The sequence below is a fragment of the Hydrogenophaga sp. genome, from assembly GCF_041913525.1.
Classification (GTDB): Bacteria; Pseudomonadota; Gammaproteobacteria; order Burkholderiales; family Burkholderiaceae_C; genus Hydrogenophaga.
Genome location: NZ_JAYSFD010000014.1, coordinates 47,867 through 70,060, shown reverse-complemented (window position 1 = coordinate 70,060; position 22,194 = coordinate 47,867). Strand labels below are relative to the sequence as shown.

General features: G+C 65.3%; 21 protein-coding genes. 15 read left to right on the top strand and 6 right to left on the bottom strand.

Annotated features, from left to right (window positions below; genetic code table 11):
• Positions 1–42 precede the first annotated feature (42 nt).
• The 10 genes from ACE3RQ_RS15760 (at position 43) to ACE3RQ_RS15715 (ending at position 11,737) form a co-directional block, all read left to right on the top strand.
• Entirely contained in the window at positions 43–2,157 is a 2,115-nt protein-coding gene (locus ACE3RQ_RS15760) for a 3-hydroxyacyl-CoA dehydrogenase NAD-binding domain-containing protein (RefSeq protein WP_374523004.1), read from the top strand.
• 28 nt (positions 2,158–2,185) lie between these two features.
• On the top strand, positions 2,186–3,361 hold the full coding sequence (locus ACE3RQ_RS15755) for an acetyl-CoA C-acyltransferase (protein WP_374523003.1): 1,176 nt from the start codon (positions 2,186–2,188) through the stop codon (positions 3,359–3,361).
• A 154-nt stretch (positions 3,362–3,515) separates the two neighbouring features.
• On the top strand, positions 3,516–5,339 hold the full coding sequence (locus tag ACE3RQ_RS15750) for an acyl-CoA dehydrogenase (RefSeq protein WP_374523002.1): 1,824 nt from the start codon (positions 3,516–3,518) through the stop codon (positions 5,337–5,339).
• 33 nt (positions 5,340–5,372) lie between these two features.
• Entirely contained in the window at positions 5,373–6,164 is a 792-nt protein-coding gene (locus ACE3RQ_RS15745) for an SDR family oxidoreductase (RefSeq protein WP_374523001.1), read from the top strand.
• Positions 6,165–6,223: 59 nt separating this feature from the next.
• Positions 6,224–6,652 (top strand): PaaI family thioesterase, encoded by a 429-nt coding sequence (locus ACE3RQ_RS15740; protein WP_374523000.1) that lies wholly within the window; start codon positions 6,224–6,226, stop codon positions 6,650–6,652.
• 48 nt (positions 6,653–6,700) lie between these two features.
• On the top strand, positions 6,701–7,717 hold the full coding sequence (locus tag ACE3RQ_RS15735; protein WP_374522999.1) for an NADP-dependent oxidoreductase: 1,017 nt from the start codon (positions 6,701–6,703) through the stop codon (positions 7,715–7,717).
• Positions 7,718–7,732: 15 nt separating this feature from the next.
• Entirely contained in the window at positions 7,733–9,391 is a 1,659-nt protein-coding gene (locus tag ACE3RQ_RS15730) for an isovaleryl-CoA dehydrogenase (RefSeq protein WP_374522998.1), read from the top strand.
• Between the two features lie 15 nt (positions 9,392–9,406).
• Positions 9,407–10,342 carry a glutathione S-transferase family protein gene (locus ACE3RQ_RS15725; protein WP_374522997.1) on the top strand — a complete coding sequence of 312 codons (936 nt, stop codon included), beginning with the start codon at positions 9,407–9,409 and terminating at the stop codon, positions 10,340–10,342.
• On the top strand, positions 10,339–10,791 hold the full coding sequence (locus tag ACE3RQ_RS15720; RefSeq protein ID WP_374522996.1) for a GNAT family N-acetyltransferase: 453 nt from the start codon (positions 10,339–10,341) through the stop codon (positions 10,789–10,791). The genes ACE3RQ_RS15725 and ACE3RQ_RS15720 overlap by 4 nt, the downstream gene beginning before the upstream one ends.
• Positions 10,792–10,834: 43 nt before the next feature.
• Positions 10,835–11,737 carry an SDR family oxidoreductase gene (locus ACE3RQ_RS15715; RefSeq protein WP_374522995.1) on the top strand — a complete coding sequence of 301 codons (903 nt, stop codon included), beginning with the start codon at positions 10,835–10,837 and terminating at the stop codon, positions 11,735–11,737.
• Positions 11,738–11,763: 26 nt separating this feature from the next.
• Here ACE3RQ_RS15715 and ACE3RQ_RS15710 read toward each other — a convergent pair whose 3' ends face one another.
• From ACE3RQ_RS15710 to ACE3RQ_RS15690, 5 genes are all read right to left on the bottom strand, one after another.
• On the bottom strand, positions 11,764–12,681 hold the full coding sequence (locus ACE3RQ_RS15710; RefSeq protein ID WP_374523029.1) for a DUF2059 domain-containing protein: 918 nt from the start codon (positions 12,679–12,681) through the stop codon (positions 11,764–11,766).
• On the bottom strand, positions 12,681–13,355 hold the full coding sequence (locus ACE3RQ_RS15705) for a C39 family peptidase (protein ID WP_374522994.1): 675 nt from the start codon (positions 13,353–13,355) through the stop codon (positions 12,681–12,683). Before ACE3RQ_RS15705 ends, ACE3RQ_RS15710 begins: the two co-directional genes overlap by 1 nt.
• 67 nt (positions 13,356–13,422) lie before the next feature.
• The gene (locus tag ACE3RQ_RS15700; protein ID WP_374522993.1) at positions 13,423–13,683 is read right to left on the bottom strand and encodes a hypothetical protein; all 261 of its coding nucleotides are present in this window, start codon (positions 13,681–13,683) and stop codon (positions 13,423–13,425) included.
• A gap of 5 nt (positions 13,684–13,688) precedes the next feature.
• Positions 13,689–14,105, bottom strand: a complete 417-nt coding sequence (locus tag ACE3RQ_RS15695; protein WP_374522992.1) for a hypothetical protein — start codon at positions 14,103–14,105, stop codon at positions 13,689–13,691.
• A 158-nt stretch (positions 14,106–14,263) separates the two neighbouring features.
• Complete coding sequence (locus tag ACE3RQ_RS15690) at positions 14,264–15,064, bottom strand: hypothetical protein (RefSeq protein ID WP_374522991.1); 801 nt, start codon at positions 15,062–15,064, stop codon at positions 14,264–14,266.
• A gap of 316 nt (positions 15,065–15,380) precedes the next feature.
• Here ACE3RQ_RS15690 and ACE3RQ_RS15685 point away from each other — a divergent pair, with 316 nt between their 5' ends.
• From ACE3RQ_RS15685 to ACE3RQ_RS15665, 5 genes are all read left to right on the top strand, one after another.
• Positions 15,381–17,720, top strand: coding sequence for a Tex family protein (locus tag ACE3RQ_RS15685; protein WP_374522990.1), 2,340 nt, complete (start codon positions 15,381–15,383; stop codon positions 17,718–17,720).
• Positions 17,721–17,894: 174 nt separating this feature from the next.
• A complete protein-coding gene (locus ACE3RQ_RS15680) occupies positions 17,895–18,680 on the top strand; it encodes an HDOD domain-containing protein (protein WP_374522989.1) in 786 nt (261 codons plus the stop codon).
• 78 nt (positions 18,681–18,758) lie between these two features.
• Positions 18,759–19,586 carry an HDOD domain-containing protein gene (locus tag ACE3RQ_RS15675; RefSeq protein ID WP_374522988.1) on the top strand — a complete coding sequence of 276 codons (828 nt, stop codon included), beginning with the start codon at positions 18,759–18,761 and terminating at the stop codon, positions 19,584–19,586.
• Between the two features lie 30 nt (positions 19,587–19,616).
• On the top strand, positions 19,617–20,693 hold the full coding sequence (locus ACE3RQ_RS15670) for a patatin-like phospholipase family protein (protein ID WP_374522987.1): 1,077 nt from the start codon (positions 19,617–19,619) through the stop codon (positions 20,691–20,693).
• Positions 20,694–20,729: 36 nt separating this feature from the next.
• Entirely contained in the window at positions 20,730–21,695 is a 966-nt protein-coding gene (locus ACE3RQ_RS15665) for a rhodanese-related sulfurtransferase (RefSeq protein WP_374522986.1), read from the top strand.
• Here the strand turns inward: ACE3RQ_RS15665 and ACE3RQ_RS15660 are convergent.
• Positions 21,621–22,190: a GNAT family N-acetyltransferase gene (locus tag ACE3RQ_RS15660; protein WP_374522985.1), complete on the bottom strand. Its 570-nt coding sequence runs from the start codon at positions 22,188–22,190 to the stop codon at positions 21,621–21,623. The genes ACE3RQ_RS15665 and ACE3RQ_RS15660 overlap by 75 nt on opposite strands.
• Positions 22,191–22,194 lie beyond the last annotated feature (4 nt).

The window sequence follows — 22,194 nt, the reverse complement described above, 5'->3', positions numbered from 1 at the left end:
CCCTGGCCAGGGCGCCGTCCCCGATTCAACGAAGGAGATTGCATGTCCGCTGATTACCAGGTCCACGCCGACGTGGCCGTCATCACCCTGAACAACCCGCCGGTCAACGGTCTGGGCTTCGCCACCCGGCAGGCCATCGTCGCCGGGCTGGAGCAGGCGCAAGCCGATGCGGCGGTGAAGGCCATCGTCATCACTGGCGCGGGCAAGGCCTTCTCGGGCGGGGCGGATATCCGCGAGTTCGGCAGCCCCAAGGCGCTGGCCGAGCCCAACCTGCTGTCGGTGATCGCGGCGGTGGAGCGCTGCCGCAAGCCGGTGGTGGCCGCCATCCACAGCGTGTGCATGGGCGGCGGGCTGGAGCTGGCCCTGGGCTGCCACTACCGCATCGCCGCCCCTGGCTGCAGCGTGGCGCTGCCCGAGGTGAAGATTGGCCTGATTCCCGGTGCCGGTGGCACGCAGCGCCTGCCGCGCGCCCTGGGCGTGGAGGCCGCGCTGAACATGATCGTCAGCGGTGAGGCCATCAAGAGCGAGATGCTGGCGCAACTGCCCGGCCAGAAGTTGTTTGACAAGCTGTCGGCCTCGCCCGAGTCACTGGCGCAAGAGGCCCTGGCCCTGGCGCGCGAGGTGGGCGCCAAGCACGCCGACGGCTCGGCGCTGCCGCTGGTGCGCTTGCTGCCGTGCCAGCACAAGGACGGCGACGCCTACTTTCAGTTCGCCCGCAACATGGTCAAGGGCATGTCCAAGCACTTCCCGGCGCCGGCCAAGTGCGTGGACGCGGTGGAAGCCGCCACCAAGCAGCCCTTCGACAAGGGCATGGCCACCGAACGCGAGCTGTTCATCAACCTGATGTGGACCGCTGAGAGCCGCGCCCTGCGCCACCTGTTCATGGCCGAGCGCGCGGCCAGCAAGATCCCCGATGTGGCCGAAGACACGCCCAAGCGCAAGATCGAGCGCGTGGCCGTGATTGGCGCCGGCACCATGGGCGGTGGCATCTCGATGAACTTCCTCAACGCTGGCATTCCGGTGACCATCCTGGAGATGAGCCAGGAAGCCATCGACCGCGGCGTGGGCGTGATGCGCAAGAACTACGAGGCGCAGGTCAAGAAGGGCAAGCTCAAGCAAGACAAGTACGAGCAGCGCATGGCCCTGCTCACCACCACCACCAGCTACGACGACCTCAAAGACGCCGACCTGGTGATCGAGGCCGTGTTTGAAGAGCTGGGCGTGAAGGAAAAGGTGTTCCGCCAGTTGGACGCCGTGATGAAGCCCGGCGCCATCCTGGCCAGCAACACCTCCACCCTGGACGTGGACAAGATCGCCGCCTTCACCCAGCGCCCGCAAGACGTGGTGGGCCTGCACTTCTTCAGCCCGGCCAACGTGATGAAGCTGCTGGAAGTGGTGCGCGGCGCCAAGACCGCCAAGGACGTGATGGCCACCGTCATGGCCGTGGCCAAGACCATCAAGAAGGTGGCCGTGGTCTCGGGCGTGTGCGACGGCTTCATCGGCAACCGCATGATCGAGCAGTACGGCCGCCAGGCCGGTTTCCTGCTGGACGAGGGCTGCACCCCGGCCCAGGTGGACCGCGCCATCGAGAAGTTTGGTTTTGCCATGGGCCCCTTCCGAATGGGCGACCTGGCGGGCAACGACATTGGCTGGGCGATTCGCAAGCGCCGCTACCAGGAAAAGCCCGACATGAAATACAGCAAGACGGCCGATCTGCTGTGCGAGCGCGGCCGCTTCGGCCAGAAGGTGGGCAAGGGCTGGTACGACTACGTGCCGGGCAAGCGCGACGCGATTCCCAACGCCGAGGTCGAGCAGATGATTGCCGACCACCGCCAGGCCCTGGGCATCAAGCCGCGCAAGATTTCGGATGAAGAGATCGTGCAGCGCCTGGTGTACTCGCTGGTGAACGAGGCCGCCCACATCCTGGAAGAGGGCATTGCCAACAAGGCCAGCGACATCGACGTGGTCTACATCTTTGGTTACGGCTTCCCGGTGCACCGTGGTGGCCCGCTGTGCTACGCCGACGAGCAAGGGCTCTTCAACGTGGCGCAGGCCATGAAGCGCTTCGCGTTGAACCCGCTGGACGACGCCAAGTTCTGGGAACCCGCGCCGCTGCTGCAACGCCTGGTTGCAGAGGGAAAGACCTTCAACGGCTGATGCCCAGTCACGAATCAGGAGAAATCAAATGAGCAACGCCGTCATCGTTTCCACCGCCCGCACGCCCCTGGCCAAGAGCTGGAAGGGCGCCTTCAACATGACCCACGGCGCCACCCTGGGTGGCCACGCGGTGCGCCACGCCATTGAGCGCGCCGGCATCGACGCCGGTGCGGTGGAAGACGTCATCATGGGCTGTGCCAACCCCGAGGGCGCCACCGGTGCCAACATCGCCCGGCAGATCGCGCTGATGGCCGACTGTCCCATCACCGTCTCGGGCATGACCGTCAACCGCTTCTGCTCCAGCGGCCTGCAGACCATCGCCCTGGCGGCCCAGCGCATCATCGCGGGCGAGGGCGATGTGTACGTGGCCGGTGGCGTGGAAAGCATCTCGTGCGTGCAGCAAGAGATGAACCAGCACATGCTGCGCGACCTGGCCCTGAACCAGAAGAAGCCCGCGATTTACTGGAGCATGCTGGAGACGGCCGAGCAGGTGGCCAAGCGCTACCACATCGGCCGCGACGCCATGGACGAGTACGGCGCCGCCAGCCAGCAGAAGGCCTGTGCCGCGCAGGCCGCCGGCCTGTTCGATGCCGAGATTGCGCCTATCACCGTCACAGCCGGCGTGATCGACAAGACGATGGGCCTGATCACCAAGCAGGTCACCGTGAGCAAGGATGAAGGCACCCGCGAGGGCACCACCAAGGAAGGCATCAGCGGCATCAAGCCGGCCATTCCGGGCGGCGTGGTGAGCGCGGGCAACGCCAGCCAGTTCAGCGACGGCGCGGGCGCCTGCGTGGTGGTGAGCGAGCAGTACGCCAGCCGCCACAACCTCAAGCCCCTGGGCCGTTTCCTGGGCTTCGCCGTGGCCGGTTGCGAGCCTGATGAGATGGGCATCGGCCCGGTGTTCGCCGTGCCCAAGGTGCTGAAGAAGCTGGGCCTCACGGTGAACGACATTGACCTGTGGGAACTGAACGAAGCCTTCGCGGTGCAGGTGCTGTACTGCCGCGACAAGCTGGGCATTCCGGCCGATCGCCTGAACGTGAACGGCGGCGCCATTGCCCTGGGCCACCCCTACGGCGTGAGCGGCCAGCGCCTGACTGGCCATGGCCTGATCGAGGGCAAGCGCCGTGGCGCCAAGCGCGTGTGCGTGACGATGTGCATCGGCGGTGGCATGGGCGCGGCCGGGGTGTTTGAGGTGTTGTGATCCGCGCGCTGCGCGGGGCACAACACCCCCCCGCGCCGCTTCGCGTCACCCCCCAGAGGGGGGCGATGCCTGTGGCCCGGCGAAGCCGGCGCCACGGCATCCTCGGTTCGGTGCCTGCGCACCATCGTTGTTTGCCTGTTCAGAGGGATTGCCCATGAGCCTGCGCCCCACCATCGATTTCCTGCTCTACGACTGGCTGGGGGCACCGTCCCTCAGCGAGCGCGAGCGCTTTGCCGACCACAGCCGCGAAACCTTTGACGCGGTGCTGGACACCTGCGAGCGCATTGCCCGCGAGAGGTACGCGCCCTTCAACCGCCTGGTGGACACGGAAGAGCCGCGCTTCGACGGCGAGCGGGTGATCTTGCCGCAGGCCACGCACGAGGCGCAGCGCGCCTACGCCGAGAGCGGCATGCTCAGCGCCGCGCAGGACTACGCGATTGGCGGCATGCAATTGCCCTACACGGTGGAGGCAGCGGCCAACGCCTTTTTCGCCATGGCCTCGGTGAGCATGGGCAGCGGCCTGCTCACCGTGGGCAACGCCAACCTGCTGATGGCGCATGGCAGCGAGGCGCAGAAGCGCGTGTTCGCGCTCAATGAGTTCTCGGGCCGCTGGTCGGGCACCATGTGCCTGAGCGAGCCGCAGGCCGGCTCCAGCCTGAGCGACGTGGCCACCCGCGCCGTGCCCGACGGCGACGGCTTCGAGGCCGACCCGCTGGGGCCGCGCTACCGGCTCAAGGGCAACAAGATGTGGATCTCGGCCGGCGAGCACGAACTCACCGAGAACATCGTGCACCTGGTGCTGGCCAAGATTCCCGGGCCCGACGGCAAGCTGCCGCCAGGGGTGAAGGGCATTTCGCTGTTCATCGTGCCCAAGAAGCTGGTGGACACCGAGGGCCAGCTCACCGGCGAGCGCAACGACGTGGCCCTGGCCGGCCTGAACCACAAGTGCGGCTGGCGCGGCACCACCAACACCTTGCTGAACTTTGGCGAGGGCAAGTACCCGGTGCGCGGTGGCGCTGGTGCCATCGGCTACCTGGTGGGCCAGCCCGGCGAGGGCCTGCGCTGCATGTTCCACATGATGAACGAGGCCCGCATCGGCGTGGGCATGGCCGCCACCATGCTGGGCATGGCGGGTTACCACGCCAGCCTTGACTACGCCCGCAACCGCCCGCAAGGCCGCCCCGTGGGGCCGGCCGGCAAAGACCCGGCGCAGCCGCCGGTGCGCATCATTGAGCACGCCGACGTCAAGCGCATGCTGCTGGCGCAGAAGAGCTACTGCGAGGGCGCGTTGGCGCTGGCTTTGTATTGCGCGCGATTGGTTGACGAACAACACACCGGCGCGCCCGACGCCGCCGACGAGGCCCGGCTGCTGCTGGAGGTGCTCACGCCCATTGCCAAGAGCTGGCCCAGCGAGTGGTGCCTGGAGGCCAATTCCCTGGCCATTCAAGTGCACGGCGGTTACGGCTACACGCGCGATTTCCCGGTGGAGCAGTACTGGCGCGACAACCGCCTGAACATGATCCACGAGGGCACGCACGGCATCCAGGCCATGGACCTGTTGGGCCGCAAGGTGCTGATGGAGCAAGGGCGCGGCCTCAAGGCGCTGGCCACGCGCATTGACGCCACGGTGCAGCGCGCCATTCACGTGCCCGAACTGGCCGCCCACGCCAATGCCCTGAGCGAGGCGCTGCAGGCGGTGGGCGCGGCCACCAATGCCGCCTGGGCCACCGGCGAGCCCACGCAGGCGCTGGCCAACGCCGTGCCCTACATGCAGGCCTTTGGCCACACCGTGCTGGCCTGGATCTGGCTGGACGTGGCGCTCACCGCCCAGGCCAGCCCAGCGTCGGCCGCGCGCACTGGCCGCCTGCGCGCGATGCGCTTCTTTTTCCACTACGAACTGCCCAAGATCGGGGCCTGGCTGGCCGTGGTCAGCCGCCGCGACCTGACCTGCGCCGATATGCCCGAAGAGGCGTTCTGAGGCCCACGTTCCACCCCATCAGGAGACACCCCCATGACCCGCACCGTTCAACAACTCTTTGACCTGAAAGGCCGCACCGCCCTCATCACCGGTGGTTCGCGAGGCCTTGGCCTGCAGATGGCGCACGCTCTGGGCGAGGCCGGGGCGAAGGTGGTGATCAGCTCGCGCAAGGCCGATGACCTGGAGCAGGCCACCGCCGAGCTGCAGGCCGCCGGCATCGACGCGCGCTGGATCGCGGCCGACTGCGCCCATGTGGAAGACATCCGCCGCCTGGTCAGCGAAACCCTGCAGCGCGTGGGCGACGTGGACATTCTGGTGAACAACGCCGGCGCCTCGTGGGGCGCAGCCGCCGAAGACCACCCGCTGGAAGCCTGGGACAAGGTGATGAACCTGAACGTGCGCAGCTACTTTTTGCTGAGCCAGCTCATCGCCAAGGGCAGCATGATCCCGCGCCGGCGCGGCAGCATCATCAACACCGCGTCCATCGCCGGCCTGGGCGGCAACCCGCGCGACATGAAAACCATTGCGTACAACACGTCCAAGGGCGCGGTGATCAACTTCACCCGCGCACTGGCGGCGGAGTGGGGCGCGCATGGCATCCGCGTGAACGCCATCTGCCCGGGCTTCTTCCCCAGCAAGATGACGGCCGCCACCCTCAAGAACATGGGCGAAGAGCGCCTGGCCGCTCAGGCCCCGCTGGGCCGCCTGGGTGGCGACGAAGACCTCAAGGGCCTCACTGTCCTGTTCGCGTCTGAGGCGGGGCGCCACATCACCGGACAATGGATGGCGGTGGACGGGGGTGTCTCGGTCGTCACGGGCGGCTGAAGCGCTGGCGTCCACCGGCGCGTGCCGCCGGTGCGCGCCCGTCACTTGTCGCCACTGCCATGCAATTTCCTGTTCGCATTCCTTTTGTCGATCTCCTGGGCTTTCGCCTGCAGCGCATGGACGCTGGTGAGGCCGAGATCACCTTCGACGCCCAGCCTGAGCACCTGAACTCGTTTGACGTGGTGCACGGCGGCGCGTCCATGACCCTGCTCGATGTGACGATGGCCCACGCCGCGCGCAGCGTGGAGCCCAGCATGGGCGCCGTCACCATTGAGATGAAAACCAGCTTCATGCGCCCGGGCAAGGGCGCGCTGCGCGCCACCGGCCGGCTGCTGCACCGCACCGCCACCATGGCCTTCACCGAGGGCAGCGTGTTCGATGCCAGCGGCAAGCTCTGCATTCACGCCACCGCCACCTTCAAGTTTGTGCCCCGGCTGCCCACCAGCCCCACGTCCACCCAGCCACTGAACCGCATCGCCACCGACTGAGGCCGCGGCGACCCGGCTGGCTTTCTTTCACCCCACAGGAGACAACACATGCCCACCAATCGCCAGATCCTTCTCGACAACCGCCCCCAGGGCGAGGCCACGGTCAGCAACTTCAAGCTGGTGAGCGTGCAGACGCCCGACCTGCAAGACGGCCAGGTGCTGGTGCGCCACCACTACCTCAGCCTCGACCCCTACATGCGCGGGCGCATGAACGAGAGCAAGAGCTACGCCGCACCCCAGCCCCTGGGCGAGGTGATGATTGGCGGCACCGTGGGCGAGGTGGTGGAGTCGCGCCACCCCAAGTTCCAGCCCGGCGACCGGGTGGTGGGCATGGGCGGCTGGCAGGAGTACAGCGTGGTGAACGGCAATGAGCCCGGCGCGCTGCGCAAGGTGGACACCACCCACGTGCCCCTGAGCTACTACCTGGGCGCCGTGGGCATGCCGGGCGTGACCGCCTGGTACGGCCTGGTGAAGATCATCGCCCCCAAGGCGGGCGAAACCGTGGTGGTGAGCGCCGCCACCGGCGCGGTGGGCAGCGCCCTGGCCGCCCTGGCCAAGGCCCGTGGCTGCCGCGTGGTGGGCATTGCCGGTGGTGCCGAAAAGTGCGCCTACGCGGTGAACGAACTGGGCTTTGACGCTTGCATCGACTACAAGCAGCACACCACGCTGGCCGCCATGTCCAAGGCGGTGAAGGAGGCCTGCCCCAACGGGGTGGACGGCCTGTTCGAGAACGTGGGTGGCCTGGTGATGGACGCGGTGATGCTGCGCATGAACGCCTTCTCGCGCATCGCCGTGTGCGGCATGATCGCCGGCTACGACGGTGCCCCCCTGGCCATGGCCAACCCGGCGCTCATTCTGGTGAACCGCATGAAGATTCAAGGCTTCATCGTGAGCGAACACCCCGAGGTCTGGGGCGAGGCGCTCAACGAGCTGGGCACGCTGGTGGCGCAAGGCAAGCTGCACCCGCGCGAGACGGTGGCGCAGGGCCTTGAAGCCGCACCCGAGGCATTCCTGGGCTTGCTCAAGGGCAAGAACTTCGGCAAGCAACTTGTGAAGCTGATCTGATCGAAGGAGGCCGCCATGACGCAGAGCGACACCACGCACGAGGTCTTCAACCAGGTCGAGCCCCTGGTGGACGTGAACCTGTTCGACGGCAACCGTGCCCTGCAGGCGGCCCTCAAGTTCAACGCGCCCGCCATGGACACCGCGCCCCTGCGCGCGCTGGGCCAACTGGTGGGCAGCGCTGACATGCAGACCCATGCCCGCCTGGCCAACACCTTCACGCCCCAGCTCAAGACCCACAGCCGGTTTGGCCACCGCATTGACCAGGTGGAGTTCCACCCCAGCTACCACGCGCTCATGGCCGCGGCGGTGGACGCCGGCCTGCACGGGCGCGTGTTCGCGCCCGAAGAGCAGGCCAGCGGCCACGCGCACATGAAACGCGCGGCGGGCTTCATGCTCTTCACCGAGCTGGAGCCCTCGATGCTGTGCCCCATCTCCATGACCTACGCCGTCACCCCGGCGCTGAAAGACAACCCGGCCATCTACGCCGACTGGGCCCCGCAGCTCACCAGCCGCGCCTACGACCCCGCGCTCAAGCTGTGGCGCGAGAAGCCGGGCGTGACCATGGGCATGGGCATGACCGAGAAGCAGGGCGGCTCTGACGTGCGGGCCAACACCACCCGCGCCGAGCCCGTCGGCAGCGACGCCTGGGGCCAGCGCTACAGCGTGGTGGGCCACAAGTGGTTCTTCTCGGCGCCCATGTGCGACGCCTTCCTGATCCTGGCGCAGACGGCCAGCGGCCTCTCGTGCCTGTTCCTGCCGCGCGTGCTGCCCGACGGCTCGCTCAATGGCCTGCGCATTCAGCGCCTGAAAGACAAGCTGGGCAACAAGGCCAACGCCAGCTCCGAGGTCGAGTTCCACGGCGCCACGGCCTGGCTGGTGGGCGAAGAAGGGCGTGGCATTCCGCAGATCCTGGCCATGGGCACGCTCACGCGGCTGGATTGCGCGCTGGGCGTCAGCGGCCTGATGCGCCAGGCCTTGTCGATTGCGCTGAACCACACCACGCAGCGCAAGGCCTTTGGCAAGTACCTGATCGACCAGCCGCTCATGAAGAACGTGCTGGCCGATCTGGCGCTCGAATCCGAAGCGGCCACGGCGCTGTCCATGCGCCTGGCCCGCGCCTTTGACCGCGCCGATGACCCGCACGAGCAGGTGATGGCCCGCCTGCTCACGCCCATTGCCAAGTTCTGGATCTGCAAGCGCGGCAGCCACTTCGCCCAGGAAGCCATGGAATGCCTGGGTGGCAACGGCTACGTGGAAGAGGGCGGCGAGGGCATCATGGCCCGCATCTACCGCGAAATGCCGCTGAACTCCATCTGGGAAGGCGCCGGCAACATCATGGCGCTGGACCTGCTGCGCGCCCTGCGCAAGGCCGATGCTGCCGCCGCGCTGGCGCAAGAACTGGCCCCGGCCAAGGGCATGCACCCCGCGCTGGACCGCCTGGCCGCCCAGTTGCCCATTCGCGTGGAAGAAATGGCCACCGAACTGGAGGCCCGCCGCCTGGCGCAAGACGTGGCACTGGCCGTGCAGGCCGCGCTGCTGGCCCAGACCGCGCCGCTTGAGGTGTTTGCCGCCTTCTGCGATTCGCGCATCGGCGGCCACTGGGGCTACAGCTTCGGCTCGCTCAACGCCGCCACCGCCTTCGATCGCATCATCGAGCGCGCCCAACCGCGCTAAGCCTAGGTGACCACCATGCCTGACCTGATCCTGCACCACTACCCCATGTCGCCCTTTGCCGAGAAGGCGCGGCTCATGCTCGGCCTCAAGGGCCTGGCCTGGAAGAGCGTGTACATCCCCACCGTGATGCCCAAGCCCGACGTGGTGGCGCTCACCGGCGGTTACCGCCGCACGCCACTGCTGCAGATCGGGGCCGACATCTACTGCGACACGGCCCTGATCGCCGACGTGCTGGAACACCGCCAGCCCGAGCCGCCCCTGTACCCCGCCACCGCGCGTGGCCTCTCGCGCGTGGTGGCCCAATGGGCCGACAGCACCTTGTTCTGGGCCTCCATGGGCCACAACCTCAGCCCCAAAGGCGCGGCGGCGTTGTTCGCCCGCCAGCCGCCCGAAGCGGCCCAGGCCTTCGCCCAAGACCGTGGCGCCATGCGCGGCGGCATGCCTGGCCTGCGCCCCGGCGATGCCCTGAGCGCCTACCGCAGCTACCTGCGCCGCCTCTCCAGCATGCTGGACGACCAGCCCTACCTGCTGGGCGAGGTGCCCTGCATCGCCGACCTGGCCGCCTACCACCCACTGTGGTTCACCCGGCACATCAACCCGGCCATGGCCGGGGTGCTGGAGGCCACGCCCGACGTGCTGGAATGGATGGACCGCATCAAGGCCATTGGCCACGGGCAGGGCGAGCGCATCACCTCCACCGACGCCATCGCCATCGCGGCCGCCGCCACGCCCGAGCCGGTGCAGGGCGAGGCCTTCCAGGACGATCACGGCATTGACCTGGGCAGCCGCGTGACCGTGGCGGCCGAATCGTTCGGGCAAGAGCCCACCGAAGGTGAGCTGGTGGCCGCCACCCGCACCCGCTACACCCTGCGCCGCACCGACGAACGCGCCGGCACCGTGCACGTGCACTTCCCCCGCGTGGGCTATGTCTTGAGGGAAGTGCGAGCTTGAGCGAACCGGTTTTGTGGCGCTGCCTGCCCTTCGATGCGATGCAGGCGCGCACCCTTTATGCCTTGCTTCGCCTGCGCAGCGAGGTGTTCGTGGTGGAGCAGCAATGCGTTTTCCTGGACATGGACGACGCCGACGCCGATTGCCTGCACCTGCTGGGTGAGCGCAATGGCCAGTTGGTGGCCAGCGCGCGGCTTGTGCCGCCCGGCCTGAAATACCCCGAGGCCAGCATCGGCCGCGTCGTCACCGCGCCCGACGCACGGGGTGGTGGCCTGGGGCACCAGCTCATGGCCGAGGCCGTGCGCGTGCTCTGTGGCCTGTGGGGCCAGCAGCCCATCCGCATTGGTGCACAAGCCCACCTGCAAGCCTTCTACCGCCGCCACGGCTTTGAGACCGATGGCCCTGTTTACCAAGAGGACGGCATCGACCACGTGGAGATGCGGCGCCCCTGATTGCTTTCCCCCCTATCCACCAGATCACACAAGGAGACAACACATGATCGACAACTTCGCGGGCAAGACCGCCGTGCTCACCGGCGCGGGCTCGGGCTTCGGGCTCGAATGCGCCCGAATTGCCGCCCAGCGCGGCATGAACCTGGTGCTGGTGGACGTGCAGCAAGACGCGCTGGACCGCGCCGTGGCCGAGCTCAGCGCCAGCGGCGTGGCCATCCTGGCCCGCCGGGTGGACGTCTCCAAGGGCGATCAGATGGAGGCCCTGGCCCAGGCGGTGCAAGAGCGATTTGGCGCGCCGCACTTCGTGTTCAACAACGCCGGCGTGGCCATTGCCGGCCTGTTGTGGGAACACTCGGTGCGCGACTGGGAATGGGTGATGGGCGTCAACGTGTGGGGCGTGATCCACGGCGTGCGCCTGTTCACCCCCATGATGCTGGCCGCCGCCGAGGCCGACCCGTCCTGGCGCGGCCACATCGTCAACACCGCCAGCATGGCGGGTCTGCTCACCCCGCCCAACATGGGCGTCTACAACGTGAGCAAGCACGCCGTGGTCAGCCTCACCGAGAGCCTGTACCAAGACCTCAAGCTCGTCACCGATCAGCTCAGCGCCAGCGTGCTGTGCCCGTACTTCGTGCCCACGGCCATCAACCAGAGCGAGCGTAACCGCCCGGCCGACCTGGTGGTGGGCAAGCCCACCAAGAGCCAGCTCATCGGCCACGCCATGAGCGACAAGGCCATCAGCTCTGGCAAGGTCACCGCCGCCGAGGTGGCCGCCCGCGTGTTCGAGGCGGTGGCCAACGACCAGTTCTACGTTTACAGCCACCCCAAGGCCCTGGGCAACGCCCGTTCGCGCTTTGACGCCATCGTGGCCGGCCAGAACCCGCCCGACCCCTTCGCCGAGCGCCCCGAGGTGGGGGCGCAGTTGCGCCAGGCGCTGCGGGGGTGATGCGGAGTTTCTCCGCTGTACGCGTGTTAGGTGGGGTGGCTTGCCAGGCGGCGGCCGGCGGTCAGCCCCACCTTCTCCACGAGTGCCTCCAACGTCCGGTGCATTTTGCGATTGAAGTTCACGTACAAAGCTTGGCCGGCGGGGCTGTTGGCCCGTTGCAGCATCTGTCGGATGTCCTCGTTGCTGAAATCCTGGTATGCCGCCGCCGAGTGCAACAGGGCGAGCTGTGCCAAATGTGCCTTCACGACGAAACGGCGTTCGTTGATGTAGCTCTTGAGTTCATCGAAAGTTGGCATCCCGGCTGTTCGCGGCAGGGTCGATACCAGGCCCCACTCTAGTGCGAGTTGGCTGTGCAAAGCCATATTGGTGGATTGTTCCACTGCGCCAGTCGCATCTAGCCACGACTGAAGCAACGCCAGCCGACCAGTGTCTCGGCTGACGGTTTCCATCAATCGAGGCGCACGATCCATGACCGAACGCAAAAAGTCCGGTGAAGCCGCTCGCTCATCGGCCGCTGCCATCTTTTGGCCAAGCGGCGACTGGTAAAACGCCAACCAGTCGCGCAGTTGGGATGGGCTCAGGCTGGCCTCCAAATGGGAAAGGGCTGCACCTTGAAGCGCAGCAGCGCCGAATACCTCATCCGCAGCTGCCTTCAGCGCCACCTCTACCTCTGGCGAAATTGGCAAGCCTTGAGATTTGGCTTGATCGAGCCCTTGCTTGAAGTGCGCGGGGAGCTCAAGCAGTGCCAACTCAATGCGGCTGACCATCAGCAAGCGCTGCCATTCGTTCGACACCAGCCCGACACGCACCGCTTGCGCGCTGTTCGTTTGGCCAGTCACTCCCGTGGTGGGTGCCAGCAGGCAAATCGCCAGAATCCCAATGCCCATCCGTTGAAGCGGTTTCGTCATCTTCATTCCCGTTTTGCAAAACGCCGCAATCACCATCACGGCGACCAGAACCGGTTGGCCAGTGTTGACACCGCAGGGGCTGACTGGCGCACCGGCTTCTGGGTGAAAAAATTGTCCAGCTTCTGTGCGCTCGCACCGATTGGCAAGACCGCCAGGAACTTACCAGTGAGGCCATCGTTCGCTCCGAAGCGCGTTTCCCACATGGCCAGAAACTGATCGCGGCTGTACGTGCGATTGCCTTGACTGGGGTCCGCCAGCCACACGACATCGCCGCTGATGCCACGCAGCACGGTGAAGTGGTCGTTCTGACGGTGTTTCACGTACAGCACAACGGGCACCTTCAGTCGCGCCAACTGCTCCCAACTTGCTGCAAAGCCTTGTGCGCGAAAGCCAAAATCGGTAAGCGCTCTAGCCATGTCATCAAAGCTGGCGCGGCTGTTTCCCTTGTCCATCGCTTTGAGCACTGCCTCCTCGGTGACGTTCTGGCCGTAGTAGCTGTTGAGCAAGGTGGCCAGCGATGCAGCGCCACAGGAATAATCGAGATCTTGTTTGACGACGCGGTCGTCTCGAAGCGATTTCCAATTTTTCCGCGGCAGCATGCCGCTGGCAGAGTAAGTTGCGAGCAACGCACCTCCGCTCGGTCGTTCTTTGGCCAAGTCTTCTGCCTGCACTCCCGTTCTCAACAACAGCAACAAGAGGGCGGCGAACATTCCAATTGTTCGAGATGGCTGCATTCGTTCAATATGTGACTTGTGCAGAATATTGGATTTCGGCTGCTCACTTGATGAATGCAAAATCGAGCACCCAGAGCAGATATAAGGCGAAAAATACCAACCACTTGTTTGAAAAAAGTACCTTCAAACCAGCGTCAAGGTGGTACGGGTTTATCTTCCCTGCACGTTTCACATCATCCAAGATGAGAGAGGCAATCAATAGCAGAGGGAAGGACGGGTAAAAATATTGGCCGAGACACAGCGGTATGGCGACGACGCCCGCAATCAGTGTGAATGCCTGATAGATAGGTTTGATTGCGGGCATCTTCATCACCAGCCGTAGTACTGGGTGACACCAAGGAATGTACCAGTGCCGATTGCACTATTGAAGCCCCAAACCACGCCAACCGGCCCACTGGTTGCACCGTAATAGGCGCCGGCACCAGCTGAGTAGGCTGCGCTGCTCCAAGACCATGGCGATCCGGAAATGGAGGTGTTCAGACTGTATCCGCCGAGTCCACCTAAGCCTCCAATAACTCCGCCCCAAAGCCCCCAGGCACCTTCGGTCTCCTTCATCTCTTGATGTGACAGTGCTACGATTTCCAATGGCCTGCCTACTTGGTCAAAAATCGCGTGAAGGTCTGATTGGCTGAAGGGCGCCGCTGCTTGAACTTCATCGGCTTTTACCTGAGCTGTCATCAGGCAGGTTGTGGCCAATGCGATTGCGGCGTGTTTGAACTTACTCACTTTATCTCCCTTGTCAAAAGCAAAATTAAAGCCTCGAAACAGAAGTCCGAGGCGCCTCCGGCGACGCAGATCATCTTCATCATCGCCAGCCTTATTGGCGGTGTTGCAGCACTGCCAATCCCCGTCGGGCGGCCGATCATTGGCCGCCCAATTTTTTGTTAGAAGGTGGTAAGCCAGTTCAGGCGAAGCTCCGCTCCGCTGCGCCCCGAGGCATTGACCTTGAATGTGGTGTTGAGCGTATTGCCTTTGTCAAAGCCATAGCCAACGCCCAATAGCAGATCGGTGGCAGTGCGGTGAATGCCCTGTGTCTGACCGGTGATGCGGTCGGCATGGCGGCGCGTCCATTGCATGCCCGTGGTGAGGGTGATCCGATCATTGACTGCAAACGCCACACCAGGGTTGAGAAGGATCAAATTTCCGGGCTTGTAGGGCCTGCCTCCGTCTTGGCGTGTCTGGTTGTAACGGTAAGCGCCAGTAAGAGAGAAAACGATGGGGTCGATGGCTTTGTAGGTGGTCGCCCCGACCATGGTCGATTTGAAACTCGCACTGCTGTTGCGATGTCTTTCCCGCAGGGCAATTTCTGCAAATCCCAGCAGGGCAGGGGTGTTTTCGTCGTTCTTGAACTGGTAGTTGATGCCTACCCATGCGTCAGCAAATCCCGATGAGCTTTGGGTGGTGCTTTGGGTGGCAGTGCTGCTGCGCTGCGTTGACGAATGGGCGCTTAATCGGCCGTAGATTTCTGCCTTGGAGCTTAATCCCCGGCGCACGCCGATGGTGATCACGGAGGTGTCGCTGTTCCCGATGCTTTCGCCAATCTGGGTGGGCACGGCGATAAACGAAGTAGGGCCGGTTTGGAGGATGAAGGGCTCGCCGGTGGAGATGCCCTGCCGCTCGGTGTTTGAATAAGCCACCGATAGATCGAGCCTTGTCTTGCCCGGGGTCGTGATCAGGTCCTCCACGGTCAGTGGCAGGTCGGCATGTGCATTGGCACCAAGGAAACCCAATATCCCGCAGAAGACGTGACTACACCGCATTTCCCAGTCTCATGAGTAGTATTAAGGTACTACTTTGTTTGAGTGGGCTTGGGTTGTCAACCTTGACCACAAGATGGGGTGCGGCGTTGTCGGTGTGGATGGCCTTGTGGTAAGCGCAGGGGATCGCGCAGCAAAAAGTGGCCAGCTGACCATTCGGTAAGCTGCAAATCCGTATGGCAAACTCCGCCGCTTCGGTTTTTTGACCGGTCGCCGCCCCCGGGCAGGCGGCCCATGACGAGGCATGCAACACATCATTGCGCAGATTGCGCAGGAACTCCGCGTTCAGGTTCAACAGGTCACGGCAGCGGTGGAGCTGCTCGATGGCGGGGCCACGGTGCCCTTCATCGCCCGGTACCGCAAAGAGGTGACCGGTGGCTTGGACGATATTCAATTGCGTGAACTGGAATACCGCCTGGGCTACCTGCGCGAGCTCTCCGACCGGCGCGAGGCCATCCTCAAAAGCATCGAAGAGCAGGGCAAGCTCACGCCCGAGCTGCGCGCCGCCATCGAGGCCGCGCCCACCAAGCAGGAACTGGAAGACCTGTACCTGCCCTACAAGCAAAAGCGCCGCACCAAAGGCCTGATCGCCCGGGAAGCTGGCCTGGAACCCCTGGCCGATGCGCTGTGGGCCAACCCCACCCTCAACCCCACCGAGGCCGCCGCGGCCTACGTGAAGGCCGAGAAGGGCGAGGACGGCAGCGACTTCACCAACGTGCTGGCCGTGCTCGATGGCGTGCGCGACATCCTCAGCGAGCGCTGGGCCGAAGACGCCGCCCTGGTGCAGAGCCTGCGCGAATGGCTGTGGGCCGAAGGCCTGTTCACCAGCAAGCTGGTGGCGGGCAAGGACGAAAACGTGCCCGACGTGGCGAAGTTTCGCGACTACTTCGACTACAGCGAACCCATTGGCAAGGTGCCCTCGCACCGGGCGCTGGCGGTGTTCCGTGGCCGCCAGCTCGAAATCCTGGACGCCAAGCTGGTGCTGCCCGGCGAGCCGCAGCCTGGCGTGCCCAGCCCGGCCGAAGGCCGCATTGCCCTGCACCTGGGCTGGAGCCACCAGGGCCGTGCCGCCGATGACCTGCTGCGCAAGTGCGTGGGCTGGACCTGGCGCGTCAAGCTGAGCCTGTCCAGCGAGCGCGACCTGTTCGCCCGCCTGCGCGAAAACGCCGAGGCCGTGGCCATCAAGGTGTTCGGCGACAACCTGCGCGACCTGCTGCTGGCCGCCCCGGCCGGCCCCAAGGTGGTGATGGGGCTTGACCCCGGCATCCGCACCGGCGTGAAGGTGGCCGTGGTGGACACCACCGGCAAGCTGGTGGACACCGCCACCGTGTACCCGCACGAGCCGCGCCGCGACTGGGAAGGGTCGCTGCACACCCTGGGCCTGCTGTGCCGCAAGCACGGCGTGCAGCTCATCGCCATTGGCAACGGCACCGCCAGCCGCGAAACCGACAAGCTCGCGGCCGACCTCATCAAGCTGCTGGCCAAGGCCGGGCAGGACGGCATCACGAAAGTGGTGGTGAGTGAGGCGGGCGCCTCGGTTTACAGCGCCAGCGAATACGCCAGCCAGGAAATGCCCGACGTGGACGTGAGCCTGCGCGGCGCGGCCAGCATCGCCCGCCGCCTGCAAGACCCGCTGGCCGAGCTGGTGAAGATCGACCCCAAGAGCATCGGCGTGGGCCAGTACCAGCACGATGTGAACCAGAGCGAACTGGCGCGCACGCTGGATGCCGTGGTGGAAGACTGCGTGAACGGCGTGGGCGTTGACCTGAACACCGCCAGCGTGCCGCTGCTGGCCCGCGTCTCCGGTCTGTCGCCGGCCGTGGCCAAGGCGGTGGTGCGGTGGCGCGAGGCCAATGGCGCCTTCAAGAACCGCCAGCAGTTGCTGCAAGTCACCGGCCTGGGCCCCAAGACCTTTGAGCAGAGCGCGGGCTTTCTGCGCATTCGCGGCGGCGACAACCCGCTGGACATGACCGGCGTGCACCCCGAGACCTACCCGGTGGTCGAGCAGATCATGGCCAAGGCGCAGCAGCCCATTGAGTCCCTCATGGGCCGGGCCGACATGCTCAAGACCTTGCGCCCCGAGCTGTTCGCCAACGAGACCTTCGGCGTCATCACGGTGAAGGACATCCTCACCGAGCTGGAGAAACCCGGTCGCGACCCGCGCCCCGATTTCCAGGTGGCGCGCTTCAACGAGGGCGTCGAAGACATCAGTGACCTGCGCGAGGGCATGATTCTGGAAGGCACGGTCAGCAACGTGGCCCAGTTCGGCGCCTTCATCGACCTGGGTGTGCACCAGGACGGCCTGGTGCACGTGAGCCAGCTCAGCCACAAGTTCGTGAACGACGCGCGCGAGATCGTGAAGACCGGCGACATCGTGAAGGTGCGCGTGGTCGAGGTGGACGCCGCGCGCAAGCGCATTGGCTTGAGCATGCGCCTGGACGCCGCCCCGGCGCGCCGCGAGGGTGTGGCAGGGCGCGAAAACCGCTTTGAGCCGGCGCGTGGACAGCGCCAGCAACGGGCCCCGGAGGCACCGTCTGCGATGGCCTCTGCATTCGCCAAGTTGCAAGGCCTGGGCAAGCGCTGACACCAAGGGCTGAGTTGCCCGACCAAGATGGCTGGGCGGCTCAAGTGACAGGTCTGATGGTCGATAAAACAGGCACGCTGAGGCTAACCTCAGTGCGTCGTTCAAACGCCCTCACACATGTCCACTACCCTGACCCTTGATGCCCTCCTGAACCGTCCGAACGCGCTGCCCGCCATGTCGGGCACCGTGACGGAATTGCTGACCGAGATGAACAAGGACGACCCCAGCCCGAAACGCGTGGCCGAGCTGGTGGGCAGAGACCCGGCGCTTCTTACCCGCGTGCTTCGCCTGTCGAATTCCTCGTTCTTTCGCTCCAGCCGCCAGATTGGCACTGCTGAAGAGGCAGTGAACCTGCTGGGCATGACCCACGTTCGATCCCTGGTCATGGCAGCGGCCCTGGGCGGCAGTTTCAAGGCCGTGCCTGGTGTCAACCTGCAACAGTTCTGGCGCTACAGCCTGCGGGTAGCCGAAATCTCGCGTTCCCTCGCCGGCTTACTGCGCCATGCCGAGGCCAGTGCGTACACGGCGGGCCTGATTCACGCCCTGGGCGATCTGGTGATGCACACCGGCATGCCCGATGAGGTGCAGCGGCTGGACATGATCGTGCCGCCCTTGGATCTTCGCCGCTCGGTGTTCGAGTACCAGACCTTCGGTTTCAGCTTCGCCGAGGTAGGCGCCGGCATGCTCGAGCGCTGGCAGTTCCCCGCGCCGATCGTGTCGGCCCTGGCCCACCAGAACGCCCCGTTTGAAGGCGATGCCTACGACAAGCTGGCGGGGGTTCTGCACCTGGCGTCATGGCGGGCGCGGGCCGAGGAGATTCAGTTGGACCGCGCCGGTATGGTGGCCACGTTCCCGGACATGGTTGGTCTGGCCTTGGGCGTTGATTTGGACAGCGTGCTGGGCAAGGATCCGCAGGAATGGTCGTTCAGTCAGGCACTGCAGGCTTTTATCGGTGATTAAGCCTCAAGTGTGTCTAGAGGGTGCCGATCAGAGGTCTGTCGATATCCCATGTGACAGACCTCTCCTATCAGCACCACCATGCAGCTCGAGAAACTCCTCAAACGACCCAGCGCCCTGCCTTCTGCCCCAAAGGTGGTGCGAAAGCTGATCGAGTCGTTCGACGACGAAGACGTGGATCCGATCAAGATCGCGATGCTGGTGGAGGAAGACCCGGCTCTCACCGCCAAGCTGCTCAAGACCGCGAACTCGGCGTTCTTCGGCATTACCCGCAACGTGACGAATGCGCGCGAAGCCATGAGCGTGCTGGGTCTGATCAAGGTTCGGGCCCTGGTGATCGCGGCCGCTCTTGGCGACGGCTTCCACCAGGTGGGCGGCGTGAACATGAGCCAGTTCTGGCGCTACAGCCTGAACACCGCGGCTTTGTCGCGGTACATTGCCCTGCCCATCCGCATTGACGAAAACACGGCTTACACCGCTGGCCTGATCCACGCCGTGGGCAAGTTGGTGATGCACGCGGGTATGCCAGAGAAAATGATCGAACTTGATCGCAGCGTCTCGATGCTTGACCTCAAGCGCGCCGAGACCGAGCGGGCGCTGTTCGGTTACAGCTACGCCGAGGTGGGCGCCGCCCTGGCCCGCGAGTGGAGCTTTCCCAAGCGCATGATCGATGCCATCGGTCACCACACGGCACCCTTCGACAAGGACGTGTACGAGCCCATCGCAGGTGTCATCCACATCGGCGCCTGGCGCGCCCGCGCCGAAGAGCATGAGCGCCGCAGCGAGTTGCTCATCAACACCTACCCCGACCCAGTGGGGGTGATCCTGGGCATTGACCCGGACATCGTGGTGGCCGATCAGATTCCGTCCATTTCGCGTCAGGACGACGTGAGCGAATCCGCCGATTGATCGGCTCGTTCTGGCCCACAATCGGTGGCCATGCGAGCACTGCGCCTGTACGCCGGCCCTCGGGCACTTGATCACATCCGCACTCACGGGCTGCAGCCTCAGCACGTGGGCGCCATTCCGGCGGCGGCTGGCGGCCCCAAGGGGCTGGTGTTGCTGGCCATCGACCGTTTTCTTTTTGGCGACTGGCTGACCCAGGCGACCCAGCCCATTGATTTGATCGGGGCGTCCATCGGTGCCTGGCGCATGGCCACCGCCTGCCTGAACGACCCCGTGGCAGCCTTTGAGCAACTGGAACACGAGTACGTGCACCAGCACTACGAGTTGCCCCCCGGGCGCAAGCGCCCCAGCCCTGAGCAGATCAGCGCCACTTTTGCCCAGAACCTGCGCCGCTTTTACGGCAACCGCCTCGGCGAAGTGCTGAACCACCCGCGCTGGCGTCTGCACATCGTGACCTCGCGCGGGCGTCACCTGTTGGCGCGGGAAGGGCGTTTGCGCACCCCGCTGGGCTACCTTGGGGCCTATGCGGCCAATGCCATGAGCCGAGCGGCCCTCGGAGCCTGGCTGGAGCGGGTGGTGTTCTCGCGGGAAGGCACGCCCTTGCCCTTCGAGACCCGCGATCTGCGCACGCGGCAGGTGGCGCTGAGCACCGAGAACTTCATGGACGCGCTGCAGGCCAGTTGCTCCATTCCTTTCGTGCTTCGCTCGGTGCCCTCGATCGCCGGCGCACCACCGGGTACGTATTGGGATGGCGGCATCACCGACTACCACCTGCACCTGCATTACCGCACCTCGGTCACGTCACCGGTGGTGCTGTACCCCCATTTCCAGCGCGCGGTGGTGCCGGGTTGGCTCGACAAGGCCTGGAAACAGCGCCACCGCAGCACCGCCGCGCTGGACAACATGCTGGTGCTCGCCCCCGATCCGGACTGGGTGGGCACCTTGCCCCACGGAAAATTGCCCGATCGTTCGGACTTCACCCGCCACGGTGCCGACTGGCGCAGCCGTGCCCGGGAATGGACCCAAGCGGTGCAGGCCAGCCAGCAGTTGGCGGACGAGTTCGCCGACTGGCTCGCCAGGCCCGAGATCGGCCGGGTGGAGGCGCTCTGAGCGCATCCTGGCGAGGCCTGCGGGGATAATTCACCCATGCCTCGCTACTACACCGCCGCCCTCTACCTGTTTGTTGACCTGCCCGATTTCGCCGATCTGCGCGAGCCTCTGCACCAATGCTGCGTGGCCAATGGGGTGAAGGGCACGCTATTGCTGGCCCGTGAGGGCATCAACGGCACGATTGCCGGCCCGGAAGAGGGGGTGCGCGCGGTGCTGGACCACCTGCACGCCGATCCGCGTCTGGCCCGCTTGCAGCACAAGGCATCTTGGAGCGATCACCCGCCCTTTCACCGCCTGAAGGTGCGGCTGAAAAAGGAAATTGTCACCCTGCGTGTGCCGGGGCTTGACCCGAACCAGACGGTTGGGCAGTACGTGAAGCCGGCCGACTGGAACGCGCTGATCCGCGACCCGGATGTGCTGCTCATCGATACCCGCAATGACTACGAGGTGGCCATTGGCACCTTTGAGGGCGCGGTGAACCCGAACATCAAGGCCTTCACCGAGCTGCCCGCTTGGCTGGACGCGCAAGAGCGGCTGCAGGGCGAGGACGGCAAGAAGACCAAGGTGGCGATGTTCTGCACCGGTGGCATTCGCTGCGAGAAATCCACCGCCTTGCTCAAGATGCGCGGTTATGACGAGGTGTACCACCTGGAGGGTGGCATCCTGAAGTACCTGGAAGAGGTGCCGCCCGAGCAAAGCACCTGGCAGGGCGAGTGTTTTGTGTTCGACGAGCGCGTGAGCGTGGGCCATGGGTTGCGCCCGGGGCCTCACGAGTTGTGCCGCTCGTGTCGCTGGCCTTTGTCTTCGCAAGACAAGGCCTCGCCCCTGTACGAGGCAGGGGTGAGCTGCCCGCATTGCCACGATCAGCGTTCGGCCGAAGAAAAGGCCCGCCTGGCCGAGCGCCAGCGCCAGGTGGCGCTGGCGGCCTCAAGAGGTCAAGCGCACATCGGTGTGGTGCAAGACAAGCGGACCAGGCACTTGGACGACGCGCCGCAGGCGTAGCGTCTGAACGATTCCTCGGGTCAATTCCGCGGGCTCGTCGGGGCCATCGTGTTGGAAGCCGCAGCGGGTCAGGACCGCCATCGAGGCCTCGTTGTCGTGCGTCACTTGGGCGTCGAGCCACGAGTACCCCAAGGCAACGGCTTCAATCACGCACTGGCGCACCAGTTGCGTGGCCACGCCCAGGCGGCAGTGATCCAGGTCGGTCTGGTAAGCCACCAGCCCCCACGCCTGGCCCCGCTGTTGATGGGCGAACAGCGCGACGCGGCCGAGCCAGTGGCCAAACTGGTGCCGCGCCACCCAGATGTGCAACTGACCGACGGACTGCCGGGACAGCAGTCTGCCGAACGCCTCGTCAAGTCCTGCGGGGGTGTAGTGGTGTGGGGAACGAGCGCGGTTGTAGCGCTCGAACGCTGGGCGGTTGCGCAGCTCAAAGTGAACAAACGCCTGGCGGTCGCCATCGTGCATTGGGGCAATGGTGAAGGGTGTGCTACTCATCTGA